Source organism: Microbacterium sediminis (assembly GCF_004564075.1).
GTDB classification, from domain to species: domain Bacteria; phylum Actinomycetota; class Actinomycetes; order Actinomycetales; family Microbacteriaceae; genus Microbacterium; species Microbacterium sediminis.
The window spans coordinates 1,027,652-1,051,997 of record NZ_CP038256.1 but is presented as its reverse complement, the minus strand read 5'-3'; the positions used below and the strand labels follow the sequence as shown (position 1 = coordinate 1,051,997).

Genomic DNA, 24,346 nt, shown 5'->3' with positions numbered 1-24,346 from the left:
TGCGGATCAGCGGCCGACCAGGCCGGTGCGGTTGATCAGGACATCGAGCGCCTCGTCGACCGCCGTGAGCACACGGGCGGCCGCCTGGTAGGCGGTCTGGTAGGTCAGCAGGTTCATCGTCTCCTCGTCGCCGTCCACGCCGGCGACCGACTGCTGCGCCATGGCGCTGGTCGTGGCCGCGACCTCGGCGACCGTCGCCCGCTGCACGTCGCCGGCGGTGGCCACGCCGAAGCTCGTGACGAAGTCGGCCCACAGCGCGTCGGGGGAACCCGCGCCGCTGCCTAGCTGCGAGATCGCGTCGGCGTTGGAGGCGTCGAGCGCCCCGGCGCCGGGCTTGCCGATCGCGAGCTCGTCGAGCCCGGTGGGCGCGACGGTCAGGGCGAGTGCCGCGGGGCCGGGCGCGGAGAGGTCGAAGAAGGCGCCGCCCGCGGTGCCGTCCGAGGTGACGCCGGCGGCGTGCTGGGCGTTGACCGTCGCGGCCAGCGACGTCGCGAGCGCGTTGTAGGTCTCGGCGAGCCGGGCGATCGTGCCGCCCTCGTCGGCGGGAGCGAGCACCGACAGCGCACCGCCGAGCTCGCCGCCCACCGAGGCGAGCGGCACGTCGGGGCGATGCGCCCACGCCACCGTGACGGGCTCGCCGGCCGCGACGCCCTGGGGGCCCGAGACGACGAGGTGCCGCGCCTCGACGCCCGAGACGAGGGCGTTGCCGTCGATGCGCACGGTGAGGGTGCCGTCGGCCTCCACGGTCGCCTGCGCACCGGCGGCGCTCGAGACGCCCTCGGCGATGACGTTGCGCCGGTCGATGAGCTCGTTGGCCGAGCGCCCGGCGTTCAGCGCGTCGCGGATCTCGCGGTTCAGCTGCGCGATCTGGTCGGCGGCGGTGTTGATCTCGGTGACGGTCCGGTCCACGCCGGCGCGGACATCGGACCACTGCGTGCTCGCCGAGGTGTAGCCGGCGGCGATCTCCGAGGCGAGGGTCTCGGCGTTGGTGAGCACGACGGCCGCGGCGGCGCCGGAGTCCGGGGAGTTGGCGAGATCCTGCCACCCCGTCCAGAACCGCGTCAGCGTCGTGGCCAGGCCCGCCTCGGTCGGCTCCGCCATGGCCGACTCGGCGGCCTTGGCCACCTGCGCCCGCGTGTTCCAGTACGCCGAGGCCCCCACGGCATCGCGCACGCGGGCATCGAGCAGCGCGTCGCCGAGCCGCGCGAGGCCGTCGATCGACACGCCGTGCCCCGGCACGGCACCGGTGCTGAAGCGGCCCGACTGGGCGATCGAGGCGAGCGCCGAGGTCTCCAGGCGCTGCCGGGTGTAGCCCGCCGTCGTCTGGTTGGCGATGTTCTGGCCCGTGACGTCCATGCCGCGCCGCGCCGCCGCGAGCGCGGAGGCGGCGGTGTTCAGTCCGCTGAAAGTCGACAAGGTCTCTCCTTCGTCACAGGTCCGTATCGAGCAGCCGGGGAACGGAGTCTCCCCGGGCAGTCGCGCCGTCGGCGCCGTATTCGCCGGTGCGCACCCCGAGGCCGGCGATGGCCTCCTGGGCCGCGCGCAGGGCCGCGCGCAGGTGCATCTCGTTCGCGTCGCGCACCGCGGCGACCTCGCCGGCGAGCGCCGTCATGGCGCGCAGGTGATCCACGAAGACCTGACTCCAGGCCTCGTTGGGCGCGTGGGCGATGAGCTCGCGCAGCGTGGCGTCGGCCGGCGCACCCCATTCGCGGGCCACCTCGACGACCTCGATGGCGCGCTCGAGGCCCGCGTGGCGCATGCGCTCGACGGCGGCGTCCACCTCGCTCGCGGCGCGATCGACCCAGCGCGAGCGGCCGGCTGCGAGGATGAGCTGCTGCTCCTCCAGCTTGAACAGCAGCGTCTCCAAGAGTTCACGCTCGCGCCACAGACGCGTTGACAGTTCGTTGGCTCCCATTCCCCATTCCCTGCTCCCCCGGGCCGCGACACGCCTTTCGACGATCGGTAGTTGACACTGTCGGCCGGTTGACCGATACGGTAACGATCGTGCATGGGTAGTTCTCCCCAAATCGATGGGGACAGCTACCCGGGTACCCGCAATTGAAGATCCGATGTCCCGCCCTATCCTCCCCCCTTGAAAGGCGGCCACCGATGACGCGTTCGGAGCGCGATCAACTCATCGTCGACAACCTCCCCCTGGTCGGCTACCTGGCCGCAGAGCTCCATGCGCGTGCCACCCACATCCCCCGCGAGGAACTCGCCGCGGCGGGCGCCCTCGCCCTCGTCACCGCGGCGGACGCGTTCGATCCCGAGCTGGGCGTGCCCTTCGGCGCCTACGCCCGCCGCCGCATCCTCGGCGCCTTCGCCGACGAGATGCGATCGATGGACTGGGCATCGCGCGGCATCCGCCGTCGCGTGAAGGAGACCACGGCGGTGCGCGACGCCCTCGCCACCGGCCTCGGCCGCACGCCGACCACCGAGGAGATCGCCAGCGCCATGGGCGTCGACACCGCCACGGTGGCCGAGAGCCTGGCCGACGCTGCGCGGACGGTCACGAGCATCGACGAGCCCGACGTGCACGAGGTCGCGGCAGTCGCGCCGCTGCCCGAGGAGGCCGCCATCACGGGCGAGCGCCACGAGCTGCTCGAACACGCGATCTCGGCTCTGCCGGAGCGCATGCAGCTCATCGTGCGCGCCGTGTACTTCGAGGACCGCCCCGTGAAGGACGTCGCCGCGGAGCTGGGCGTCTCGCACTCCGCGGTCTCGCAGCAGCGCTCGGAGGCGCTGCGCCTGCTGCGCGACGCCATGGACCGCTACTTCCCCGACGAGCCGGTCGCCTCGGCCACGCCCACCTCGCGCGTGTCGGCCTCGGCCCGCGAGGCGTACTTCGACCGCATCGCGGCCGGCGGGCGGCGCTTCGCCCACGCCTTCCTGCCGCGCGCCGCCGAGGCCTGACCGGCGCCTAACGCATCGGCCCGGGCGGCCGATAGCACCCTGTGGAGCTCACGGACGGGCTCCGCACCACCACCCATTCACGGAGGAATCACCATGGGTCTTGCAGTCAACACCAACATCGCGGCGCTCAACGCGTACCGCAACCTGTCGAACACGCAGAACGACCTGTCGAAGTCGATGGAGAAGCTCTCCAGCGGTCTTCGCATCAACCGCGCGGCCGACGACGCTGCCGGTCTGGCGATCTCCGAGGGCCTGCGCGCGCAGGTCACCGGTCTGAACCAGGCCCAGCGCAACGCCCAGGACGGCATCTCGGTCATCCAGACCGCGGAAGGCGCCCTGACCGAGGTCCACGACATCCTGCAGCGCATGCGCGAGCTGACCGTTCAGGGTGCCAACGACACGAACAGCCCGGACGCCCGCTCGGCGATCGACGGCGAGATCGGCGCCCTTGCCAAGGAGCTCGACCGCATCGTCGACAACACCGAGTTCAACGGCATCAAGCTGCTGAAGGGTGACGGCCAGGGAGCCGGCGCGGCGCTGAACTTCTCGGTGCAGGTCGGCGCAGGGTCCGGCGAGGACAACCAGATCGTCATCGCGCTCAAGGACATCGGCGCCGCCCTGTCGGGCATCACCGATGCCGACGGCGCGAGCCAGCTCCTCCTGCTCAACCCGGGCACCGCGTCGGCTGACGGTCCGGCTGCGGACGCGGCGACCAACCTCACCGCTCTCGACACCGCCATCAAGTCGATCTCGACGGCTCGTGCGGACTACGGTGCGCAGCAGAACCGCCTCGAGTCGTCGATCCGCTCGCTGTCGGTCTCGTCGGAGAACCTGTCGGCCGCGGAGTCGCGCATCCGCGACACCGACATGGCGCAGGAGATGGTGAAGTACACCGCCAAGAACATCCTCTCGCAGGCCGGTACCGCCATGCTCGCGCAGGCGAACCAGTCGACGCAGGGCGTTCTGCAGCTCCTGGGCTGATCCCCGTGAATGCCCTGGACGGTGTACCCGACCCGTCCAGGGCATTCGCCACCTCCCCGCCACCGCACCGCCCCTGATCACGGAAGGCGCCCGCGTTGCCCTCGATCTCGTTCCCCGGTCTCGCGTCCGGTCTCGACACCGCGGCGATGGTCGATGCCCTCATGGAGGTGCAGGCGATCCCGCGCATCCTGCTGCAGCAGAAGGCGGACGACCGCGGCGTCATCGTCTCGAACCTGCAGGCCCTGAACTCGCAGCTGCAGACCCTCACCACGCGCGCCGGCGACCTCACGTCGGCCACGGCGCTGGCCGCCTTCACCTCCACCGCCTCAAGCGACGCCGTCTCGGTCACGGCCCGCCCCGGCGCCCAGGCCTCCTCGCTCGACGTCGTCGTCGACCGGGTCGCGAAGGCCCACACCGTGGTCTCCGCGGGGTACGCGCAGTGGCCCACCGAGCCCGCGACGCTCACGATCGTCGACGGCGCCGGGGAGCTGCACGAGATCACGGCGCAGGGCACCTCCCTCACCGAGATCGCCGCCGCGATCAACGACGCCGGCGTGCCCGTGACCGCCACCACCGTGCGCGGCGGCACCGACGCCAACGGCGACCCGATCTACCGGCTGCAGCTCGTGGCCAACTCCACCGGCGCCGCGAGCGCCTTCCAGGTGTTCCGCGGCACGGCCGCCGAGGTCACCGCCGGCACCGCCACCGACCTGGCCACCGAGGCCGGTGCCGCCGTCACCCAGCAGGGCCAGGACGCCGCGATCCGTCTCTACGCCGGCACCGCCGCCGAGCAGACCATCACGAGCGCGAGGAACACCTTCACCGACCTGCTGCCCGACGTCGACGTCACCGTGCGCACGGCCCAGGCCGAGCCGGTCTCGCTCTCGGTGACGGTCGACACCGCCGCCTCGGCCAAGACCGTCAAGACCTTCATCGACGAGATCTCCGCGGTGCTGAACCGGATCGACACGGGCTCGAAGGCCACCGTCGCCGAGGGCGAGACCACCGTGCTGGGCGTCTACACGGGCGACTCGACCGTGCGCGGCCTGCGCAACGCGCTCGCGAACGCCGTCATCGCCCCCATCGACGGCGTCTCGCCGTCCAGCATCGGCATCTCCGTCGACCGCTACGGCGAGCTCACCTTCGACGAGGAGGCGTTCGCCGACGCGATGGCCGCCGATCCCGCCCGCGTCGAGGCGTTCTTCGCCGGCATCGCCGGCCGCGTCGAGGAGGTCGGCACGACCTACTCCGACCGCTACGAGGGCTTCCTCACCACGCGCATCACCGGGCAGCAGTCCGAGGTGCGCTCGCTCGATCGGCAGATCGAGAGCATGGACGTGCGCCTCGAGAAGCGCCGCGCCACCCTCGAGGCCCAGTTCCTGCGCATGGAGACGATGATGGCGCAGTGGAACGCCCAGTCCACGTATCTGTCGCAGCAGATCGCCTCGCTGCCGACCTACAGCAAGGGGAATGAGTCATGACCGCGTCCGCCCCCGCCGCCCGCCTCGCCCAGCTGCGCGCCGCGCAGCAGCGCTACCAGCGCGACGCGATCCTCTCGGCCACCCCCGAGCGGCTCGTGACCATGCTCTACGACCGGCTGATGCTCGACGTGGAGCGCGCCGAGACCGCGCAGGCCGCGAGCGCGTGGGCCGAGGCGTCGACGCACCTCCTGCACGCGCAGGCGATCGTCGCCGAGCTGCACGCCTCGCTCACCGACGCCTGGGACGGCAGCGCCGACCTGCGCGCCCTGTACGCGCACCTCACCGACACGCTCATCGCGGCCAACATCGAGCGCGACGCGGAGCGGACGCGCCAGTGCCGCGAGCTGATCGCCCCGCTGCGCGACGCCTGGCACGAGGCCGCCCGCCTGGTCGGCGGCGCCGCGCAGCCGGTGCAGGCCAGTGCCTGAGGAGGCGGCCCGCCGCGAGTGGGCCGCGCTGCTGGACCGCTTCGAGCAGGACCTCGCGGGCGAGCCACGCGCGTGGACGCCGCCGGCCGCTCCCCTGCCGCCCGAACTCGCCGACCGCGCGGGCCGCGTGCTCGAGGCGCAGCGCGAGCGGATCGCGGCGCTCGCGGCCGCGCGCGACGAGACCCTCGCCCAGCTGGTCGCGCTGCGCCGGGTGCCCACGGGCGACGACCGACCCGTCTATCTCGATCGGGCCGGCTGACTCCTAACGGCGGGCGACGATCGGCCGATAGATCTCGACAGAGCACGGATCGCTCGCCCCTCGGGCCACGGATCGGCCCTCCCACAGGACGTCGAAAGCCGGAGTCTGTGTTCGAATCGGTCACCATCCGCGCGCTCACCAGTGCGCTCGATGGGCTCTCCCAGCGCCAGCGAGCCATCGCGGACAACATCGCGAACGTCAACACGCCGAACTACCACGCCAAGCGCGTGCTCTTCGAGGACGCCCTCGCCGAGTCCGTGGCGGAGGGATCCGGTGTGGTCGCCGCGACCACGGCCGAGTCGCTCGAGCCGACCCGCCTGGACGGCAGCAACGTCAACCTCGACACCGAGACGCTGTCGAACATCGACACGGTCCTGCGCTACCAGTTCGCCACCCAGGCGATCGGCGGCTCGTTCAACGGCGTGCGCACGGCGCTGCGCACCACGTCGTGAGGAGGAACCCATGACCTTCGACGCGATCGGCATCGCCGGCACCGGGCTCACGGTGCACCGCAAGTGGCTCGACGCCCTCAGCGACAACATCGCCAACATCAACACCGCCGCCCCCACCGACGGCGCCGCCTTCCAGGAGCGCTACGTCGTCGTCGAGACCGACGGCGACACCCCGGGCGTCTACGTCGCCGGCATCGAGCTGGGCGACGCGGAGGGGCGCCTCGTGCACGACCCGGATCACCCGCTCGCGGATGAGGACGGCTACGTGCGCCTGCCCGACATCGACCTGGCCTCGCAGATGAGCCAGCTGATCCTCGCCCAGCGCGGCTACCAGGCCAGCGCGGCGGTCGTGGATCGCGCGAAGACCTCGTACGAAGCGGCCCTGCAGATCGGACGCAACTGATGCCCATCGACGCCATCGACTCCCTCGCCGGCGCCGCCGACGCGCTGCTGCCGACGCCCCCGGCCGCTCAGACCGACGGCACCGGCTTCGCCAACGCGATCACCGGCGCGATCGACGAGCTGCACTCGCTGCAGGCCACCTCGAACGAGCTGGCCGTCGCGGCCGTCACGGGCGACCTCGATGACATCCACTCGGCGATGATCGCCTCGACGCGCGCCTCGGTGACGCTCGAGCTCGTCGCCGCCGTGCGCAACAAGGGCGTCGAGGCGTTCACCGAGATCATGAGGATGCAGGCCTGATGCCGCAGGCGGTCACCGGCTTCTTCGGCCGCATCCGGAGCGCGATCTCGGGCTTCACCCTCGCGCAGCGCACGATCGCGATCATCGGCGTGGCCGTGCTCGCCCTCGGCGCCGTGGCGCTGGGCAGCTGGCTCATGCGCCCGCAGTACGCCCCGCTGTTCACGGGCCTCGCCGCCGCCGACGCCAGCGCGGTGGTCGAGCAGCTGCAATCGGCCGGCGTGGACTACCAGCTGGCCGACGGCGGCAGCACCGTGCTCGTGCCCGAGCAGGACGTCTACGACCAGCGCCTCGCCGCCGCCGCGGCCGGCCTGCCCGGCGAGGGCACCAACGGCTACACGCTCCTCGACGACCTCGGCGTGACGACGAGCGAGTTCCAGCAGTCCGTCACGTACAAGCGCGCGATCGAGGGCGAGCTGGCCCGCACGATCTCGTCGCTCGACGGCGTGACCGGCGCGTCCGTGCAGCTGGCGATCCCCGAGGAGAGCGTGTTCGTCAGCGAGACGATCGACCCGACCGCCTCGGTGTTCGTCGAGACGCAGTCGGGCGCCACGCTCGACCGCCAGCAGGTGGACGCGATCGTGCACCTCACGGCGGCCGCCATCAGCGGCATGAAGCCCGAGAACGTGGCCGTGATCGATCAGTCCGGCGAGACCCTCTCGGCCGTGGGCGTGGGCACCACGGGAAGCTCCGATCAGCAGGCCGCCGAGTACGAGACGCGCGTGGCCGCGAGCGTGCAGCAGATGCTCGACCGCGTGGTGGGCGCCGGCAACGCGACGGTCAGCGTCGCCGCCGAGATGTCCAACGAGACGAGCGAGCGGGTCGACGAGACCTACACGACGCCGGAGGACGCCCTCCCCACCGAGGAGCAGACCCGCACCGAGTCGTACACCGGTGGCGGCACCGGCACGGGCGTGCTCGGCCCCGACAACATCGCCGTGCCGACCGAGGGCGGCGACGGCACGTACGAGTCGACCGAGACGAACCGCAGCAACGCGATCAACAAGTCCACCGAGAAGACCACCACCCCGCCCGGCGCCGTGACGCGCCAGACGGTGTCGGTCGCCGTGGACGAGGACGCCGCCGCGGGCCTGAACGTCGGCGAGCTGGAGGACCTCGTGGCCACCGCGGCGGGCGTCGACCCCGACCGCGGCGACGAGGTCACCGTCGCGACCATGGCCTTCAGCACGGCCGACGCCGACGCCGCCCAGGCCGCCCTCGCCCAGGCGCGCGCCGACGAGGAGGCCCAGCGCGCGCACGAGCTCATGACGACGGCCCTCATCGCCGCCGCGATCGGCCTGCCGCTGCTGGCCGCCGTCATCGTGTTCGCCGTGCGTGCCCGCCGGCGCCGCGCGGCCGAGACCGAGCCGATGCTCGCGCTCGACGAGACCCCGACCCTGCTGCTCACGCAGCAGCAGGAGCCGGAGCTGTTCCCCGGCACCACCCCGTCGCTCGAGTCGGCGGCCCCGACCGTTCCCCTCGAGATCGAGCCGGACCCCGAGCCGGAGCCGGACCAGCAGTCGCTCGCCCGCCACCGCGTCGAGCTCGAGGCGCTCGCCCGCCGCGACCCCGAGAAGACCGCCGAGGCGCTGCGGGCGCTCATGGGCGAGACGGTGGACGCGTGAGCGAGCTCAGCGGCCCGCAGAAGGCCGCCGTCGTCATGATGAACCTCGACCGCGCCCGCGCGGTCGAGGTGATGAAGCACCTCACCGAGACCGAGGCCGAGGAGCTGGCGGCCGAGATCATCCGCATGCGCCGGCCCGACACCTCCACCACGGCGCGGGCGCTGCGCGAGTTCCACCGGATCGCCGCGGGGCAGCTGCCCCCGGCCCGTGGTGGGCGCGACGTGGCGGCGTCGCTGCTGGAGGCCTCGTTCGGCGCCGAGCGGGCGGCCGGCGTGCTCACGCGCGTGAGCTCGCACATGGCCGGCACCTCGCTGGAGTTCCTCAACGCCGCCGACCCCGACCAGCTCGCCACGCTGCTGGAGGCCGAGCTGCCGCAGACGATCGCGCTGATCCTCGCCCACCTGCGCACGAGCAACGCCGCGCAGGTGCTCGCCGCGCTCCCCGACCCGCTGCGCACCGACGTGGCCCAGTCGATCGCGACCATGGGATCGGCCACGCAGGAGGCGATCGCGGTGGTCGCCGAGACGATGCGCACCCGCACCGGGGTGTTCGCGATGCGCGAGTCGACCGAGGCCGTGGGCGGCGTGCAGCCGCTGGTGGAGATCATCAACCGCTCCGACGCGGCGATCGAGAAGGCGCTGCTGTCGAGCATCGAGGATCGCGACACCGGCCTGGCCGAGGAGATCCGCTCGCGCATGGTGACGTTCGCCGACATCGTCAAGCTCGAGGACCGCGACGCCCAGCGCGTGCTGCGCGGGGTCGACATCCGCACGCTGGCCCTGGCGCTCAAGGGCGTGAACCAGGCGATCGCCGACGTCATCCGCAAGAACGTCTCGGAGCGCAACCGCGAGGTGCTCGACGACGAGATCCGCATCATGGGACCCGTGCGCATGTCGCAGGTCGAGGAGGCGCGAGCCGAGATCGTCCGCACGATCCGCTCGCTCGCCGCCGGCGGCGAGATCACCGTGCACCGCACCGACGAGGACGAGTATGTCTACTGACGCGCCGTCCGCCCCGTTCACCTCGGTGGTCTTCCCCCGGATCACCCGCCACAGCGCCGAGCTCGAGCGCGAGTTCGAGTCGGCGCGCGTGCGCGGCTATTCGGCCGGGCACGCGGCGGGGATGCGCGTGGCGGCCGAGTCGGCGGCGATCGTCCGCGAGGAGCAGGAGCGCGAGCGGGAGCAGGAGCGGATCCGCCAGGAGCGCCGGATCGGCCAGGCCCTCGTGGCGATCGACGCGGCCGCCGCGTCGCTCGCCGAGCGCGAGTGCGCCCTCGCCGCCGCGAGCCAGCAGGAGCTCGAGCGCCTGGCGATCGAGCTGGCCGAGGCGATCCTCGCCCGCGAGCTGCGCGACGACACGCGCGCCGCGCTGCGCCGCGTTCTGGCGCATGTCGATCCCGCCGAGGTGCGCGAGCTGCGGCTGAACCCCGTGGACGCCGAGACGCTGCGCGACCAGGCACCGGAGGGGGTCGTGCTCACGCCGGACGCCACCCTCGCGCAGGGCGACGCGATCGCCGTGCTGGCCGAGGGCCGCATCGACGCGCGCATCGGTGCCGCGCTCGACCGCGCCCGGCGCGCGCTGCGCGGCGACGACGGGGGTGCGCCGTGAGCTGGTCCGAGGTGCTCGAGGCCGTCCGCCCGGAGCGGGTCGGCAGCGTGTCGCAGGTGCGGGGCCTCGGCGTGGAGGTCCGCGGCCTCGACAGCGCCGTGGGCGATCTCGTCACGCTCGGCGACGGCATCGCCGCCGAGGTGGTGGCCACGGGCGCGGACGGGGCGCGATGCATGCCGCTCGCTCCCGTCACGGGCCTGACCGCCGGCGCCCCCGCGCGCGCCGCCGGGGGGCCGCTGCGCGTGCCGGCCGGCCGCGCGCTGCTCGGCCGCGTGCTCGACGGCCTCGGCCGCCCGATCGACGGCCGCGGCCCGATCGACGCGCCCCGCGTGGTGCTCGACAACGAGCCGCCCGCCGCCCTCGACCGCGATCGCATCGCCCTGCCGCTCTCGCTCGGCGTGCGTGCCATCGACACCCTCACCACGGTCGGCCGCGGCCAGCGCATGGGCCTGTTCGCCGGGTCGGGCGTGGGCAAGTCGTCGCTGCTGTCGATGATCGCCCGCGGCACCGAGGCGGAGGTCGCCGTCATCGCCCTCGTCGGCGAGCGCGGCCGCGAGGTGCGCGAGTTCCTCGAGGACGACCTCGGCGCCGCGGGGCTCGCGCGGTCGGTCGTCGTGGTGGCCACCTCGGATCAGCCCGCCATGGCGCGCCTGCGCGCCGCCTTCACGGCCACCCGCATCGCCGAGGCGTTCCGCGACGAGGGCGCCCACGTGGTGCTCATGATGGACTCGCTCACGCGCGTGGCCATGGCGCAGCGTGAGATCGGCCTGTCGGCGGGCGAGCCGCCCGCCACGCGCGGCTACCCGCCCTCGACGTTCTCGGTGCTGGCCCGGCTGCTGGAGCGCGCCGGCACGGCCAGCGGCGGATCGGTCACGGGCCTGTACACGGTGCTCGTCGACGGCGACGACCACAACGAGCCGATCGCCGACGCGGCCCGCTCGATCCTCGACGGGCACATCGTGCTCGACCGCGCGCTCGCCGTGACGGGGCACCACCCCGCGATCGATGTGCTCGGCTCGATCTCGCGCGTGGCCTCGAAGGTGACCACGGCCGAGCAGCGGCGCCTGGCGACGTCGCTGCGCAGCGTGATGGCCGCCCGGCGCTCCGTGAGCGACCTGCTCGACATCGGCGCGTACCAGCCCGGCGCCAACCCGCGCGTCGACGCGGCGGTGGCGCACGAGGACGCGATCACCGCGTTCCTCACGCAGGCGCTCGACGACGTGTGCCCGGCCCCGGAGGCCTGGGCGCGGCTCGCCCGCCTCGTGACGGCCTTCGAGCACACCCCGTCCCCCGCTCCCGTCCCCGAGGAGGCACGATGACCCCGCCGTTCTCCCTCGCCGGCCTGCTGCGGCTGCGCGGCGTGCAGGAGCGCGCCGCTGCCGAGCGGCTCTCGCGCGCCGCCGTGACCGCCCGCCAGTCCGAGGCCCGCGAGCATCGCACGCGCACCGCGCTCGCCGACAGCGCGGACGCCGCCGTCGACGTGCGCTCGCTCGCGGCGATCGCCGCCTCCCGCGCGGCGGCGCGCGCCCGCATCGGCGAGCTCGCCCTCATCGCGGACGCCCAGCGCGACGATGTCGACGCGGCCCGCCGCGCGCACACCGAGGCCAAGCGCCGCGCCCTCGGGCTCGAGAAGCTCGAGGCCGCGCACCGCGAGCGCGAGCGGCGCGGCGAGCTGCGGGCCGAGCAGTCCGCGCTCGACGAGATCGCCACCGGCCGCTGGGCCATCGCATCGGCACGACAGGAGGGGGCGGCATGAGCGTCGCAGCCATCAGCGAGCGGATCGGCACGATCCAGTCGCTCATCCAGGAGCTCGCGAACCCGGCGGCCTCGACGGGCGCCGCCACCGGCACCGCGCAGGCGGCCGGCACGACGGCCACCGACTTCGCCAGCGCGCTGCGCACGCTCGGGGCGCTGCCTGACACGAGCGATGGCGTCACGGGCGAGGACATCGTCGAGCAGGCGACGCAGTACCTCGGGGTGCCGTACGTGTTCGGCGGCGAGGACGAGACCGGCATGGACTGCTCGGGCCTCGTGCAGCGCGTGCTCGCCGACCTCGGCATCGACGCCCCGCGCGTCGTCCAGGACCAGGCCGACATCGGCGTGGAGGTGCCCTCGCTCGAGGAGGCGCAGCCGGGCGACCTCATCGTCACGAAGGACGAGGGGCACATCGTCATCTACGCCGGCGACGGCAAGATCATCCACGCCCCGCGCCCCGGCAAGGACGTGCAGCTGGTCGACAACTACCTCTCGCCGTCGGAGATCGGCACCATCCGCCGCGTCGTGCCCGCCGCGAGCGAGGCCGCCCCGGCGACGGCGTCGCTGGCCGGGTTGACGTCGCTGCCGTCGTCCGATCTGCTCTCGGTCATGCAGGTGCTCTTCGCGGGCGGAGCGGACGCCGCCGGCGACGACGCGCTCGGCTCGCTGAGCGCCACGCTCGCGCCGATCGCCGCCGCGCTCGAGGCCCGCGCCGCGGCGGCGAGCACGGCCGCGGTCGCCACCCCGGCCCCGGCCCTCGTGGCCTCGGCCGCGGCGGCCGCGGCGATGGCCACCCCCGTCGCGCCGACCTCCGACGACCCCGCCCCGTCGCGCCGCGACGACCTCGCGGTCGCCACCGCCGCCCCGGCGAGCGCGCCGGACACGCGGGCCGCCTCGGCCCCGGCCGCCGCCACCGCACCGCGGCCGGCGCTCGCGCCGCAGCTGTCGCCGCCGCTCGTCTCGCTGGCGCAGGCCGGCGACGGCGATCACCAGCTCACGCTGACCGTCTCGCCCGATGACCTCGGCCCCGTCACGGTCCGCGCGCACATCAGCGGCGACGTCATGCGGATCGAGCTGCTGGCGCCGTCCGACGCCGGTCGCGACGCGATCCGGCACATCCTCGGCGACCTGCGCCGCGACCTCGCCGCGGCGGCCCCGCACGCGTCGCTCACCCTGGCCTCGGGCGACGGCTCTGCCACCGCGCAGTCCGGCGCCGACACCGGATCGGCTGCCCGCGACGGCGGCTCCGGTCGCTCGCAGGGCGAGGCGTCGCCGCGCGGGCCGGTCGCCCGCGAGGCCGTGCCGGTGCCCGTCGCCGCCCCGATCGTCCCCCTCTCCCACACCGCCACGTCGTTCGACGTGCTCGCCTGATCCGGAGGCCCCATGCCCACCGTCGAACCCGTCTCCGCGAGCGGCCTGTACACCGGCTCGACCGGATCCACCGAGCGCAAGCAGACCCTCGACTCCGAGGTGTTCCTGCAGCTGCTGGTCACGCAGCTGCAGAACCAGGACCCGTCCTCGCCCATGGACACCAACGAGATGATCGCCCAGAGCACGCAGCTGGCGATGATGGAGCAGCTCACCGCGCTGTCGTCCACCTCGACCGAGACCTTCGCGCTCACGATGCGCCAGGCCGCCACCGACCTCATCGGCCGCGAGATCTCCTACCTCGACGCCGAGGGCGCCACCCACACCGGCGTCGTGTCGTCGGTCTCCTTCGCCTCGGGCACCCCGCAGGTGTCCATCGGCGACATCACCGTCCCGCTCGACGCCGTCGCCGGCGTCGCCGCCCCGTGATCCCCCACTCCTGAAAGAAGGCAGCCATGCTCCGCTCGCTCTACTCCGGAATCTCCGGCCTCCGCTCGCACCAGACCATGCTCGATGTCACGGGCAACAACATCGCCAACGTCAACACCACGGGCTTCAAGGGCTCCTCGGTGGAGTTCCAGGACACGCTCTCGCAGCTCGTGCGCAACTCGGGCCTGCCGCAGGACGACACGGGCGGCAGCAACCCGGCCCAGGTCGGCCTCGGCGTGCAGGTCGCCGCGATCACCACGAACTTCGCGCAGGGCGCGGCGCAGTCGACCGGCGTGCCCACGCACCTCATGATCGCCGGCGACGGCTTCTTCGTCGCCCGCGCCGGGGCCGAGACCTCGTACACCCGCAACGGCGCGTTCTCGTTCGACGCGCAGGGCCGCATGGTCACCGCCGACGGCGCCTTCGTGCAGGGCTGGACGGCGCAGGACGGGCAGATCGCGCCCGGCGCGGCGATCGGCGACATCACGCTGCCGGTCGGCGCCATCTCGCCCGCCGCGGCCACGACCACCGCGCGCGTCACGGGCAACCTGCCCTCCGACGCCGAGGAGGGCGCGACGCTGCTGCGCGACATCACGATCTACGACGCCGAGGGCGACGCCTCCACCCTCGCGCTCGAGTTCACCCGCACCGCCGCCGGCTGGGATGTCGCCAGCGGCACCGCGGGCGCCGAGCTGCAGTTCACCGACGGCGAGCTCACCGCGGGCGGCACGCTGACGGTCGGCACCATCACGATCGACCTGTCGTCGATCACCGGCTACGCCGAGCTGTCGACGCTCAAGATCGACGGCCAGGACGGCCACCCCGCCGGCACGCTGCAGTCGTACGCGCTGTCGGAGGACGGCAGCCTCGTCGGCACGTTCAGCAACGGCGCGACCGAGGTGCTCGCGCGCGTCGCGCTGGCGACGTTCGTCAACCCCGGCGGCCTGGAGAAGGTCGGCTCCTCGCGCTACGTGCCGACCGTCAACTCCGGCGCCGCGCAGGTCGGCACCGCCGGCGTCGAGGGCATGGGCTCGCTCATCAGCGGCTCGCTCGAGATGTCGAACGTCGATCTCTCGCAGGAGTTCACCAACCTCATCGTCGCGCAGCGCGGCTTCCAGGCGAACGCCCGCATCATCACCACGAGCGACGAGGTGCTCCAGGAGCTGACCAACCTCAAGCGCTGACCCGCCTTACGCGCTCCCCCCGACGGCCGACAGTGACACTCGACGGCCTTCGGGGGGAGGTCGTCACCTCGCCGCCCATGAGGGGCAGCGTGCATTTTTCCAGGATGGAGCCATGATCGTCGTCACGCGCCTGAACCGCACCCGGTTCGCCGTGAATCCGGATCTCATCGAGCGGATTCACGAGTCGCCGGACACCACGCTCGTCATGGTGGACGGAGCGACCTTCATCGTCCTGGAGCCGATGCAGGAGGTCATCGACCGCATCACCGGCTACCGCTCGCGGGTCCTCGCGGCGGCCTCCGACATGCGCCGCTCCGGCGACGTCGCGGGGGTGATCGGCTGATGGACCTCGCCTTCATCGCCGGCATCGTGCTGGCGTTCGGCTCGCTCTACGCGATGATCACGCTGGAGCACGCGAGCCTGGCCGCCCTGTTCCTGCCGGCCCCGATGATCCTCGTCTTCGGCGGCACGATCGCCGTCGGCATCGCGAGCGCGACCGTGCGCGATGCGCTCGCGGCCGTCAAGGCGCTGCCGCGCGCCGTGCGCGGCGACCGCCGCACCCCGGCCTCGATGATCGACCAGGTCGTCGAGTACGCCGAGAAGGCGCGCGCCGAGGGCCTGCTTTCGCTCGAGCAGCTCGTGCCCGACGTCGAGGACCCGTTCGCCCGCCGCGCGCTGCAGAGCATCGCCGACGGCACCGACGCCGACGAGCTGCGCATGGTGCTCGAGGACGACATCGCCTCGACCGCCGCCCGCAATCGCACCGCCTCGCGCTTCTACGCCACCCTCGGCGGCTACGCCCCGACCGTCGGCATCATCGGCACCGTCGTCTCGCTCACGCACGTGCTGGAGCAGCTGGACGCCCCCGACACCCTCGGCCCCATGATCGCCGCGGCCTTCGTCGCCACCCTGTGGGGCCTGCTGTCGGCCAACTTCCTGTGGCTGCCCATCGGCAACCGCCTGCAGCGCCTGGGCGAGCTCGAGCTGGAGCGCATGACGCTCGTGATGGAGGGCATGCTCGCCGTGCAGGCCGGCAACCCGCCGCACCTCGTCGCCGAGCGGCTGCAGGCGCTCGTGGCCGATCGGCCCGCCGCGGCCAAGGCCGAGCGACCGCTGCCGGAGTCGATCGAGGCGTCATGAGCGCGCGCCGCGGGGGCCGCCGCCACGCGGTCGATCATTCGTCGGGGGGCCATGACGGCCCGGACGAGCGCTGGATGGCCTCGTACCTCGACATGATCACGGTGCTGATGTGCCTGTTCATCGTGCTCTTTGCCATGTCGAGCGTGGACCAGCAGAAGTTCGAGCAGCTGCGCGACTCGCTCGCCACCGGCTTCGGCCAGGAGCCCAGCGAGGACGTCGACACCGCCGGTCTCGTGCTGCCCGAGGAGCTGCAGGCCGAGGACGGCGGCCACGCGGCCAACACCGATCTCGCCGCCGCGCAGGCCGAGGTGGACCACCTCGAGGAGCTGCGCTCGCGGCTCGAGGGCGCCCTGGAGGCCCGGGGGCTCGCCGGCACCGCCGAGTTCGTCATCGACGACCGGGGCCTCACCGTCGGGCTGGTGGGCGCGGAGACGTTCTTCCAGACCAACAGCACGGTGCTCAGCGACAAGGCCGTCGCGGTGCTCGACGCGCTCGGCGGCGTGCTCGTGGAGGTCGACAACGAGATCTCGATCGAGGGCCACGCCGACTACCGGGCACCGGTCGCGCCGTTCCCCACCAACTGGGAGCTGTCGTCCGGCCGCGCCACCCAGGTGCTGCGGCACCTCGTCGAGGCCGACGGGCTGCGAGGCGATCGCGTCCAGGCGGTCGGCTTCGGCGACACCCGGCCCATCGCCGAGGGGACCGACGACGCGGCCCTCGCGCGCAACCGACGCGTCGACATCGTCGTGCTCAGCAACGCGGAAGAGGAGGTGCGAGCCCTCATCCCCAGCGTGACGGCGGCAGCGCCGCCCGGGTGATCCGTCACGCACGCCTAACGCACGCGCCCACGCGCCCGATAGTCGGGTTCGTGGTCATCGACGTGCGCGCTCCCGCGGCCCCTCCCGAGGCGGCGATCGAGGTGTACGACTTCGGTCGTCCCGCCACCCTCGCCCGCGAGCACTCCCGCGCCCTCGAACTGGCGTTCGAGACCTTTGCGCGCCAGTGGGCCACGCAGCTGACCGACAAGATCCGCCTGCGCGCGCACGTCGCCGTCGAATCGGTGGACCTGCAGACCTACGCCGAGTATGCCGACGGGCTGCCGCAGACCACCACCGTCGTGGTCGGCTCCGTGCCCGACCACGAGGCCAGCAGCATCGTGCAGTTCCCGCTGTCGGCGGCGCTGTCGTGGATCATCCAGATGGTCGGCGGGCGCCCGGTCGAGGTCACCGAGGAGCGCCCCCTCACCCCCATCGAGCAGGCCCTGATCCGGCACCTCATGACCGGCGTGCTCGAGCACCTCTCGCACGCCCTGACGGGGCTGTTTCCCGCCGGACTCACGGTGAGCGGCATCCAGTACAACCCGCAGTTCGCGCAGCTCGCCTCGGCCGCCGACCTCGTCATCGTCGCCCGGTTCTCGCTGCGCCTCGGCGAGCGCACCGTCCCGGCGAGCGTCATGCTGCCGGCCGAGCTGGTGCTCGAGCGGCTGACCAGCGCGTCGCCGGCCGCCCCGCCCGCCCTCGCGCCGGGCCTCGTGCGCCGCCAGGTGGAGCAGACGCCGCTGGAGCTGGCGCTGCGGCTCACCCCGGTCGCCGTCCGCCCGGCCGACGTGCTGGGGCTGCAGGTGGGCGACCTCATCCGCATCCCGCACGCCGAGGACCGCCCGCTCGATCTCGTCGCCGGCGACGTCGCCGTCGCCACCGCCGCCGTCGGCGCGAGCGGGGCCCGCCTCGCCTGCGTCATCACGTCCCTGCCGGCCGCATCCGCGCCGGATGAGCCCGTCCCCTCCGAGGAGCCACGGTGACCCCCATCGCCCACGAGTCCGCCGTCGCCGCCGCGTTCGCCGCGCGCCTGCCCACCACCTCCGAGATCACCGCGAGCGCCTCGCACGCCACGAGCGACACCGGCGACGCGATCATCGTGTCGTACGTCGGCGAGGCCGGCGCCGAGCTGGCCGCGCTGATCCTGGACCACGACATCCTCGCCGACGGCCAGCCGGAGGCGCCGCTCGAGGACCGGCTGCACGAGGCGATCGAGGCCGCGGCGGCCACGCTCGGCCCCGGCGTGCTGCGCGAGACCCGCATCGGCGACGCCTCGGCGCTGTTCGCCCACCCGCAGGCCAAGGTGTTCGACCTGCAGGACGAGACCGGCCGCACGGTCGGCCGCCTCGCCGTCCGCGTGAGCCAGGTGCCCGCCGCCGGCAGCGCCACCGTGCCGTCGCGCCGCCTGCAGCGCATCGCCGGCGTCGAGATGGACCTCACGGTCGAGATCGGCCGCACCCGCATGGCCGTGCGCGACGTGCTCGACCTCGCACCCGGGCGCATCGTCGAGCTGGACCGCTCGGCCGGCGCCCCCGCCGACATCAAGCTCAACGGCCGGCTCATCGCCCACGGCGAGATCGTCGTCGTCGACCAGGACTACGCGGTGCGGATCACCCGCATCCTCGAGAACGCCGAGGTCTGAGCTGGACGATCTGCTGCTGGCCCTGCGCGTCGCGGTCTCGCTCGCGGCGGTGCTCGGCCTGCTCTGGTACCTGCAGCGGCGCCTCACCAAGCGCACGGGGCAGCCGGGCGCGGGGATCACCGTGGTCTCGCGGCAGGCCCTCGGCGGCAAGGCGCAGCTCGTCGTCGTCGAGGTCGAGGGCACCCGCTACGTGCTCGGCGTGACGGAGCAGGGCGTGTCGGTCATCGACCGCGACCGCGCCCCGCATCAGATCTCGGCCCCCGCGACCGCCCCCGCCGAGCCGCTGCCCGAGGCGCCGCGGCCCGACCACGCCCCGCTGCGGCGGGATCGCCGCGCGAGCCACGAGGAGCTCGATCTCCTGCGCGGCTCGATCCTCTCCCCCGCGACCTGGCGGCAGACGGCGCAGGCCCTGCGGCGCGCGCGATGAGCGTCGATATCTTCGGCGTCGACGGGTCGCCCTCGTCGTCGGTCCTCACGCTGCTCGGGATCACGCTGCTGTCGGTGGCGCCCGCGCTGCTGCTGATGATGACCTCGTTCACGAAGATCTTCGTCGTGCTCGCGCTGGCACGGAACGCGCTGTCGCTGCCCTCGATCCCGCCGAACCAGGTGCTCGCGGGCCTATCGCTGTTCCTGTCGCTGTTCATCATGTGGCCCGTGCTGACCGACATCAACCAGATCGCGGTGCAGCCGTACATCGACGGCACCCTCACCTTCACCCAGGCCGTCGACGTGGGCCAGAACCCGCTGCGCGAGTGGCTGCTGCTCTACACGCGCGAGGAGGACATCGCGCTCATGACGCGCGCCTCCGATCAGCCCAACCCCGACGACCCGGCGAGCGTGCCGATGTACACGCTCATCCCGGCGTTCATGATCAGCGAGCTGCGCGCGGCGTTCATCATCGGCTTCGTCATCTTCATCCCGTTCCTCGTGATCGACCTCGTCGTCGCCTCGGCGCTCATGGCGATGGGCATGATGATGCTGCCGCCGGTGATGATCTCGCTGCCGTTCAAGATCCTGCTGTTCATCCTCGTCGACGGCTGGGGCCTGATCATCCGCTCGCTCATCGAGTCGTACGGGGGCACGGGATGACCCCGGAGGCGGTCCTCGACATCGGCATGCAGGGGCTGATCGTCGGCGCCAAGCTGGCCGCTCCCCTGCTCATCACGGCGCTGGTGGTCGGCTTCGCGATCTCGCTGCTGCAGTCGATCACGCAGGTGCAGGAGGTCACGCTCTCGTTCGTGCCCAAGCTCATCGGCGTGGGCATCGCCCTGCTGGTGTGCGGCAACTGGATGATCGCCGAGATCATCGCGTTCACCAACGAGATGTTCGCCCGCATCCCCGGACTGCTCGCGGGCGGCTGACGTGAACATCCCGGTCGATCTCGCCTGGCTGGAGGCGACCATGCTCGCCGCGGTCCGGATCACGGCGTTCCTCATGATCGCCCCGCCGTTCTCGCACGGCGCGATCCCCGCGCGCGTGAAGGCGATGCTCGGCATCGGGCTCTCGCTCGCGATCGGCACCGCCGTCGCGCCCGACTACACGCCGCTCGAGACGGCCGGCTTCTTCGGGGCGCTCGTGCTGCAGCTCGTGACGGGGGCGCTGCTCGGCCTGCTCGTGCTGGCCGTGTTCTCGGCGGTGCAGGCCGCCGGCAGCCTCATCGACGTGTTCGGCGGCTTCCAGCTCGCACAGGCCTTCGACCCGCAGTCGATGATCAACGGCGCGCAGTTCACCCGCCTGTTCCAGATGACGGCGATCGTGCTGCTGTTCGCCTCGGACGGCTACCAGCTGATCATCGCCGGCCTCGCGCGCAGCTTCGATGCCGTGCCCGTGGACGGCGTGTTCCAGATCGCCGGGCCCGCCGAGCTGCTCACGGGCGTGGCCGGCCAGCTCATGCTCGCCGCCGTGCAGATCGCCGGGCCCCTCGTGCTCGTGCTCTTCCTCGCCGACGCCGGGCTCGGCCTCGTCACCCGCGTGGCGCCGGCGCTCAACGCCTTCGCGCTCGGGTTCCCGCTGAAGATCATGCTCACCCTCGTGCTGGCCGGCGTCGTCTTCCTCACCCTTCCCGGCATCGTCGACGCCCTCGTGCGCCAGGCCCTGAGCCTGATGGGGGGTGTGGGCTCGTGAGCGACGCGGACAGCGGCGAGCGGACCGAGAAGGCCACCGAGCGCAAGCTGCGGGAGGCCCACCGCAAGGGCCGCATCTCGCGCAGCCAGGACCTCACCGCCTGGGTGGGCATCGCCGCGGCCGGCGCGCTGATGTCGACGGCCGTCGGCGACGGCGCCTCCGCCGCCACGGGCCAGTTCCTCGCGGTCGGATCGATCGTGCGCGAGCCCGATCCGGAGCGGGCGGTGGCCCTGGTCGGCGAGGCCATCGCCTCCATCGGCTCGACGCTGGGACCGCTGCTGGCGGCCGTCGTGATCGCCACCGTCCTCGGGGCCGTGTCGCAGGGCGGCATCCACCTGCGCGGCGTGCCGATGCGCGGTGAGCAGTTCAACATCGTCGCCGGCGTGCGGCGGCTGTTCGGGCTGCAGGCGCTGTGGGAGGGTGCGAAGGCGCTGCTGAAGACGCTCGCGATCGGCGGGGCGGTGTGGCTCGTCATCGCGGGCCTGCTGCCCGTGCTCGCCGCGAGCGGCGGCCACTCGATCAGTCGGCTCATCACCGAGGCCGCCGACGCCACCGCCGCCGTGCTGTGGGTCGCGGTGGCCGTGGGCGTCGCGCTCGCCCTCGTCGACGTGCTCGTGGTCATGCGCCGCAACACCAAGCACACCCGCATGACCAAGCAGGAGGCGAAGCAGGAGCACAAGAGCTCCGAGGGCGACCCGATCATCCGCCAGCAGCGCCGCTCGCGCCAGCTGGCGATGAGCCGCAACCGCATGATCGCCGCCGTCGCCGGCAGCGACGTCGTGCTCGTCAATCCCACGCACGTCGCCGTCGCCCTCACCTACGAGGCCGGCAAGGCCGCCCCGCGCGTCGTCGCGAAGGGCGCGGGGGCGATCGCCGAGAAGATCCGCGAGCGCGCCACCGAGGCCGGCGTGCCGATGGTGCGCGACATCCCCCTGGCCCGCGCGATCCACGCCGCGTGCGAGCTCGGCCAGGAGATCCCGCCCGACCTCTACACCGCCGTCGCCCGCGTGCTCGTCTTCGTCGCCGCCCTCAGGCGCCGCGGCTCCGCGCGCGGCGTGCACACCATGCCCGACCGTCCCGCCCCCACCCCCACCGCGAGGCCCGCATGAGAACCGTCCTGAAGTCCCTGGCCGTCCCCGTCGGCGTCGTCGGCATCATCATGCTGCTCGTCGTGCCGGTGCCGCCGCCGCTGCTCGACGTGCTGATCATCATGAACATCATGTTCGCGCTCGTGATCCTGCTCACGACGATGTTCGCGAAGAAGCCGCTCGACTTCTCGGTGTTCCCGTCGCTGCTGCTCGTGGCGACGCTGTTCCGGCTCGGCCTGAACGTCGCCTCCACGCGCCTGGTGCTCGGCGAGGCGTACGCGGGCGAGGTCATCCACGCGTTCGGCGAGATCGCCGTGGGCGGCTCGCTCATCATCGGCGCCGTGGTGTTCCTCATCCTCGTGGTCATCCAGTTCGTCGTGGTCACCAAGGGCGCCGAGCGCGTCGCGGAGGTCGGCGCGCGCTTCACCCTCGACGCCATGCCCGGCAAGCAGATGGCGATCGACGCCGACCTCAACGCGGGCCTCATCACCGACGTCGAGGCGCGCGAGCGACGGGCCGAGGTGGCCGCGGAGGCCGACTTCTACGGCGCGATGGACGGCGCGTCGAAGTTCGTCAAGGGCGACGCGATCGCCGGGCTGGTGATCATCGTCATCAACCTCATCGGCGGCATCGCGATCGGCATGCTGCAGCACGAGATGCCGATCGACGAGGCGCTGAGCACCTACAGCCTGCTGACGATCGGCGACGGGCTCGTCACGCAGATCCCGGCGCTGCTCATGGCCGTCTCCACCGGCATGATCGTCACGCGCTCGAACACCGAGCACGAGATGGGCCAGGCGGCGTCGTCGCAGCTGACCCAGTCGCGCATCGCGCTCATGATCGCCGGCTGCGCGGCCATCGTGATGGCCCTCATCCCCGGCATGCCGATGCTGCCGTTCGTGCTGATCGGCGCCGGCCTGCTGCTCGCGGCCCAGCGCATCAAGGCCTCCGAGGCCAAGCGCACGGCCGAGCGCGACGAGGTGCAGGCGGCCGCCGCGCCGAGCGACCGGCCCGAGGAGCTCATGGAGCGCATGCGCGTGCACGCCCTGGAGATCCTCCTGGCGCCCAACCTCGTCGACCTCGTCACGGGCGGCCCCGACGACCTCCTCGCGCGCGTCAAGGCGCTGCGCCGCCGGATCGCCCTCGACCTGGGCTTCCTCGTGCCGCCCGTCCGCACGCGCGACAGCATCGATCTGCCGCCGTCCACGTACACGATCCGCGTGGCGGGCGTCGAGGCAGGCCGCGGCATCGCGCCGGCCGGTTCCGTGCTCGCCCTCGGCGGCGACCTCGACAGCCTCCCCGGCAAGACGGTGCTCGACCCGGTGTTCGGCTTGGAGGGCAAGTGGATCCCGCTCGAGATGCGCCACAGCGCCGAGATGGCCGGCGCCACGGTGATCGACCGGGCCAGCGTCATCGTCACCCACCTCTCCGACGTGGTGCAGGCCTCGGCCGCCCGGCTGCTCAGCCGCGAGGACGTGCGCCAGCTCACCGACGGGCTGCGCGAGATCAGCCCCTCGGCGGTGGAGGAGCTCACGCCCGCGCTGCTCTCGCTCGCCGAGATCCAGCGCGTGCTCACGGGGCTGCTCGCCGAGCGGGTGCCGATCAACGACCTCGCCCGCATCTACGAGGCGCTCGCGCTGCGGGCCAAGACCTCCACCGACCCCGAAGGGCTCATCGAGGCCGCCCGCGCCGCGCTCGGACCGGCGATCGCGGCGCGCTTCGCCCACGAGGGCACGCTGCGGGTGGTCATGATCGCGCCGCTGCTGGAGCAGGCGATGCTCGAAGGCATGCGCTCGGGCGAGGACGGCACGCACATCGTGCTGGATCCGAGCCGCATCGAGCAGGTGGTGCAGTCGGTCAAGCAGACGGTCGCCGAGCTCGATCCGGCCGCCGGCGGCGAGCCCGTGCTCGTGTGCGCCCCGACGCTGCGCCCGGCCGTGCGCCGCCTCCTCTCCGCGCAGACCGACGGGCTCCCCGTGCTCTCGTACAACGAGGCCACCGCGGGGGGCTTCGCGATCGAGACGGTCGGGGTCGTGCGCGATCAGCAGACGCTTGCCGCGTGAGTCCTGACGCGGGAGCCACCCGCGGCCGATAGTCTGAACCGATGCTGGTGTTGACGAGGCGGATCGGCGAGAGCCTGCTGATCGGCGACGATGTCGAGGTCACGGTCCTCGATGTGAAGGGCGACAGCATCCGCATCGGGATCCGCGCCCCGCGCGAGACGCGCATCCAGCGCGCCGAGATCGTCGAGGCCGTGCGCGCCGAGAACGCCGAGGCCGCCCACGCCGGCGACGCGGCCGAGCAGGCGCTGCGCGCCGCCCTCTCCGGCCGCTCGCCCTCCTGACCCCCGGC

The 24,346-nt window shown here is 72.9% G+C and carries 29 protein-coding genes and 1 pseudogene; 28 read left to right on the top strand and 2 right to left on the bottom strand.

The window, feature by feature from the left end; translation table 11 throughout:
• Positions 1-6: 6 nt before the first annotated feature.
• Both flgK and flgN read right to left on the bottom strand, forming a co-directional pair.
• The gene (gene flgK, locus E3O41_RS05000) at positions 7-1,416 is read right to left on the bottom strand and encodes a flagellar hook-associated protein FlgK (RefSeq protein ID WP_067028011.1); all 1,410 of its coding nucleotides are present in this window, start codon (positions 1,414-1,416) and stop codon (positions 7-9) included.
• 13 nt (positions 1,417-1,429) lie between these two features.
• Positions 1,430-1,867, bottom strand: coding sequence for a flagellar export chaperone FlgN (flgN, locus tag E3O41_RS04995; protein ID WP_240482485.1), 438 nt, complete (start codon positions 1,865-1,867; stop codon positions 1,430-1,432).
• Positions 1,868-2,109: 242 nt separating this feature from the next.
• Between flgN and E3O41_RS04990 the strand changes: the two genes are divergently transcribed.
• The 28 genes and pseudogenes from E3O41_RS04990 to csrA all read left to right on the top strand — a co-directional run bounded on the left by E3O41_RS04990 (position 2,110) and on the right by csrA (position 24,338).
• The gene (locus E3O41_RS04990; RefSeq protein WP_067028014.1) at positions 2,110-2,913 is read left to right on the top strand and encodes a sigma-70 family RNA polymerase sigma factor; all 804 of its coding nucleotides are present in this window, start codon (positions 2,110-2,112) and stop codon (positions 2,911-2,913) included.
• 93 nt (positions 2,914-3,006) lie between these two features.
• Positions 3,007-3,894, top strand: a complete 888-nt coding sequence (locus tag E3O41_RS04985) for a flagellin N-terminal helical domain-containing protein (protein WP_067028016.1) — start codon at positions 3,007-3,009, stop codon at positions 3,892-3,894.
• Positions 3,895-3,989: 95 nt separating this feature from the next.
• Positions 3,990-5,375, top strand: a complete 1,386-nt coding sequence (gene fliD / locus E3O41_RS04980; protein WP_240482486.1) for a flagellar filament capping protein FliD — start codon at positions 3,990-3,992, stop codon at positions 5,373-5,375.
• Positions 5,372-5,803 (top strand): flagellar export chaperone FliS, encoded by a 432-nt coding sequence (fliS, locus tag E3O41_RS04975; protein WP_067028018.1) that lies wholly within the window; start codon positions 5,372-5,374, stop codon positions 5,801-5,803. The genes fliD and fliS overlap by 4 nt, the downstream gene beginning before the upstream one ends.
• Entirely contained in the window at positions 5,796-6,062 is a 267-nt protein-coding gene (locus E3O41_RS04970) for a hypothetical protein (RefSeq protein ID WP_067028020.1), read from the top strand. The genes fliS and E3O41_RS04970 overlap by 8 nt, the downstream gene beginning before the upstream one ends.
• A 107-nt stretch (positions 6,063-6,169) precedes the next feature.
• Complete coding sequence (flgB, locus tag E3O41_RS04965) at positions 6,170-6,514, top strand: flagellar basal body rod protein FlgB (protein WP_067028021.1); 345 nt, start codon at positions 6,170-6,172, stop codon at positions 6,512-6,514.
• Between the two features lie 10 nt (positions 6,515-6,524).
• Complete coding sequence (locus tag E3O41_RS04960; protein WP_067028024.1) at positions 6,525-6,917, top strand: flagellar basal body rod protein FlgC; 393 nt, start codon at positions 6,525-6,527, stop codon at positions 6,915-6,917.
• Entirely contained in the window at positions 6,917-7,216 is a 300-nt protein-coding gene (gene fliE, locus E3O41_RS04955; protein ID WP_067028026.1) for a flagellar hook-basal body complex protein FliE, read from the top strand. Before E3O41_RS04960 ends, fliE begins: the two co-directional genes overlap by 1 nt.
• On the top strand, positions 7,216-8,838 hold the full coding sequence (gene fliF, locus E3O41_RS04950; RefSeq protein WP_067028028.1) for a flagellar basal-body MS-ring/collar protein FliF: 1,623 nt from the start codon (positions 7,216-7,218) through the stop codon (positions 8,836-8,838). Before fliE ends, fliF begins: the two co-directional genes overlap by 1 nt.
• Before the next feature lie 35 nt (positions 8,839-8,873).
• Positions 8,874-9,839, top strand: a complete 966-nt coding sequence (gene fliG, locus E3O41_RS04945; RefSeq protein WP_425325888.1) for a flagellar motor switch protein FliG — start codon at positions 8,874-8,876, stop codon at positions 9,837-9,839.
• Positions 9,829-10,446 carry a FliH/SctL family protein gene (locus E3O41_RS04940; RefSeq protein ID WP_083991048.1) on the top strand — a complete coding sequence of 206 codons (618 nt, stop codon included), beginning with the start codon at positions 9,829-9,831 and terminating at the stop codon, positions 10,444-10,446. The genes fliG and E3O41_RS04940 overlap by 11 nt, the downstream gene beginning before the upstream one ends.
• On the top strand, positions 10,443-11,765 hold the full coding sequence (locus E3O41_RS04935; RefSeq protein ID WP_067028036.1) for a FliI/YscN family ATPase: 1,323 nt from the start codon (positions 10,443-10,445) through the stop codon (positions 11,763-11,765). Before E3O41_RS04940 ends, E3O41_RS04935 begins: the two co-directional genes overlap by 4 nt.
• Complete coding sequence (locus E3O41_RS04930) at positions 11,762-12,202, top strand: flagellar FliJ family protein (protein ID WP_067028038.1); 441 nt, start codon at positions 11,762-11,764, stop codon at positions 12,200-12,202. The genes E3O41_RS04935 and E3O41_RS04930 overlap by 4 nt, the downstream gene beginning before the upstream one ends.
• Positions 12,199-13,572 carry an NlpC/P60 family protein gene (locus tag E3O41_RS04925; protein ID WP_067028040.1) on the top strand — a complete coding sequence of 458 codons (1,374 nt, stop codon included), beginning with the start codon at positions 12,199-12,201 and terminating at the stop codon, positions 13,570-13,572. The genes E3O41_RS04930 and E3O41_RS04925 overlap by 4 nt, the downstream gene beginning before the upstream one ends.
• Positions 13,573-13,584: 12 nt before the next feature.
• Positions 13,585-13,998 carry a flagellar hook capping FlgD N-terminal domain-containing protein gene (locus E3O41_RS04920; RefSeq protein ID WP_067028042.1) on the top strand — a complete coding sequence of 138 codons (414 nt, stop codon included), beginning with the start codon at positions 13,585-13,587 and terminating at the stop codon, positions 13,996-13,998.
• Positions 13,999-14,024: 26 nt separating this feature from the next.
• Positions 14,025-15,182 (top strand): flagellar hook protein FlgE, encoded by a 1,158-nt coding sequence (locus E3O41_RS04915; RefSeq protein ID WP_135012110.1) that lies wholly within the window; start codon positions 14,025-14,027, stop codon positions 15,180-15,182.
• Between the two features lie 112 nt (positions 15,183-15,294).
• Positions 15,295-15,525 (top strand): flagellar FlbD family protein, encoded by a 231-nt coding sequence (locus tag E3O41_RS04910; RefSeq protein ID WP_067028046.1) that lies wholly within the window; start codon positions 15,295-15,297, stop codon positions 15,523-15,525.
• Complete coding sequence (locus E3O41_RS04905) at positions 15,525-16,322, top strand: motility protein A (protein ID WP_067028048.1); 798 nt, start codon at positions 15,525-15,527, stop codon at positions 16,320-16,322. Before E3O41_RS04910 ends, E3O41_RS04905 begins: the two co-directional genes overlap by 1 nt.
• Before the next feature lie 74 nt (positions 16,323-16,396).
• Entirely contained in the window at positions 16,397-17,140 is a 744-nt protein-coding gene (locus tag E3O41_RS04900) for an OmpA/MotB family protein (RefSeq protein WP_067028049.1), read from the top strand.
• Positions 17,141-17,190: 50 nt separating this feature from the next.
• On the top strand, positions 17,191-18,123 hold the full coding sequence (locus tag E3O41_RS04895) for a FliM/FliN family flagellar motor switch protein (protein WP_083991050.1): 933 nt from the start codon (positions 17,191-17,193) through the stop codon (positions 18,121-18,123).
• Positions 18,120-18,782, top strand: coding sequence for a flagellar motor switch protein FliN (fliN, locus tag E3O41_RS04890; RefSeq protein ID WP_067028051.1), 663 nt, complete (start codon positions 18,120-18,122; stop codon positions 18,780-18,782). The genes E3O41_RS04895 and fliN overlap by 4 nt, the downstream gene beginning before the upstream one ends.
• Positions 18,783-18,831: 49 nt before the next feature.
• A complete protein-coding gene (locus tag E3O41_RS04885) occupies positions 18,832-19,209 on the top strand; it encodes a FliO/MopB family protein (protein ID WP_083991051.1) in 378 nt (125 codons plus the stop codon).
• A pseudogene (gene fliP, locus E3O41_RS04880) lies at positions 19,206-19,871 on the top strand (flagellar type III secretion system pore protein FliP); the annotation flags it as partial. The gene E3O41_RS04885 and the pseudogene fliP, both read left to right, overlap by 4 nt.
• On the top strand, positions 19,868-20,143 hold the full coding sequence (gene fliQ / locus E3O41_RS04875) for a flagellar biosynthesis protein FliQ (protein WP_067028057.1): 276 nt from the start codon (positions 19,868-19,870) through the stop codon (positions 20,141-20,143). The pseudogene fliP and the gene fliQ, both read left to right, overlap by 4 nt.
• Before the next feature lies 1 nt (position 20,144).
• On the top strand, positions 20,145-20,906 hold the full coding sequence (locus E3O41_RS04870; protein ID WP_135012106.1) for a flagellar biosynthetic protein FliR: 762 nt from the start codon (positions 20,145-20,147) through the stop codon (positions 20,904-20,906).
• The gene (locus E3O41_RS04865) at positions 20,903-22,015 is read left to right on the top strand and encodes an EscU/YscU/HrcU family type III secretion system export apparatus switch protein (protein WP_135012104.1); all 1,113 of its coding nucleotides are present in this window, start codon (positions 20,903-20,905) and stop codon (positions 22,013-22,015) included. The genes E3O41_RS04870 and E3O41_RS04865 overlap by 4 nt, the downstream gene beginning before the upstream one ends.
• Complete coding sequence (locus E3O41_RS04860) at positions 22,012-24,057, top strand: flagellar biosynthesis protein FlhA (protein WP_067028063.1); 2,046 nt, start codon at positions 22,012-22,014, stop codon at positions 24,055-24,057. Before E3O41_RS04865 ends, E3O41_RS04860 begins: the two co-directional genes overlap by 4 nt.
• 41 nt (positions 24,058-24,098) lie before the next feature.
• Positions 24,099-24,338 (top strand): carbon storage regulator CsrA, encoded by a 240-nt coding sequence (gene csrA, locus E3O41_RS04855; RefSeq protein WP_067028065.1) that lies wholly within the window; start codon positions 24,099-24,101, stop codon positions 24,336-24,338.
• Positions 24,339-24,346 lie beyond the last annotated feature (8 nt).

Bases quoted from the DNA above. Each gene is read 5' to 3' on its own strand.
- E3O41_RS04990 (WP_067028014.1), top strand. From the start codon at position 2,110: ATGACGCGTTCGGAGCGCGATCAACTCATCGTCGACAACCTCCCCCTG.
- E3O41_RS04985 (WP_067028016.1), top strand. From the start codon at position 3,007: ATGGGTCTTGCAGTCAACACCAACATCGCGGCGCTCAACGCGTACCGC.
- fliS (WP_067028018.1), top strand. From the start codon at position 5,372: ATGACCGCGTCCGCCCCCGCCGCCCGCCTCGCCCAGCTGCGCGCCGCG.
- E3O41_RS04960 (WP_067028024.1), top strand. From the start codon at position 6,525: ATGACCTTCGACGCGATCGGCATCGCCGGCACCGGGCTCACGGTGCAC.
- fliE (WP_067028026.1), top strand. From the start codon at position 6,917: ATGCCCATCGACGCCATCGACTCCCTCGCCGGCGCCGCCGACGCGCTG.
- fliF (WP_067028028.1), top strand. From the start codon at position 7,216: ATGCCGCAGGCGGTCACCGGCTTCTTCGGCCGCATCCGGAGCGCGATC.
- fliG (WP_425325888.1), top strand. From the start codon at position 8,874: ATGATGAACCTCGACCGCGCCCGCGCGGTCGAGGTGATGAAGCACCTC.
- E3O41_RS04940 (WP_083991048.1), top strand. From the start codon at position 9,829: ATGTCTACTGACGCGCCGTCCGCCCCGTTCACCTCGGTGGTCTTCCCC.
- E3O41_RS04930 (WP_067028038.1), top strand. From the start codon at position 11,762: ATGACCCCGCCGTTCTCCCTCGCCGGCCTGCTGCGGCTGCGCGGCGTG.
- E3O41_RS04925 (WP_067028040.1), top strand. From the start codon at position 12,199: ATGAGCGTCGCAGCCATCAGCGAGCGGATCGGCACGATCCAGTCGCTC.
- E3O41_RS04920 (WP_067028042.1), top strand. From the start codon at position 13,585: ATGCCCACCGTCGAACCCGTCTCCGCGAGCGGCCTGTACACCGGCTCG.
- E3O41_RS04915 (WP_135012110.1), top strand. From the start codon at position 14,025: ATGCTCCGCTCGCTCTACTCCGGAATCTCCGGCCTCCGCTCGCACCAG.
- E3O41_RS04910 (WP_067028046.1), top strand. From the start codon at position 15,295: ATGATCGTCGTCACGCGCCTGAACCGCACCCGGTTCGCCGTGAATCCG.
- E3O41_RS04905 (WP_067028048.1), top strand. From the start codon at position 15,525: ATGGACCTCGCCTTCATCGCCGGCATCGTGCTGGCGTTCGGCTCGCTC.
- E3O41_RS04900 (WP_067028049.1), top strand. From the start codon at position 16,397: ATGGCCTCGTACCTCGACATGATCACGGTGCTGATGTGCCTGTTCATC.
- fliQ (WP_067028057.1), top strand. From the start codon at position 19,868: ATGACCCCGGAGGCGGTCCTCGACATCGGCATGCAGGGGCTGATCGTC.
- E3O41_RS04860 (WP_067028063.1), top strand. From the start codon at position 22,012: ATGAGAACCGTCCTGAAGTCCCTGGCCGTCCCCGTCGGCGTCGTCGGC.
- csrA (WP_067028065.1), top strand. From the start codon at position 24,099: ATGCTGGTGTTGACGAGGCGGATCGGCGAGAGCCTGCTGATCGGCGAC.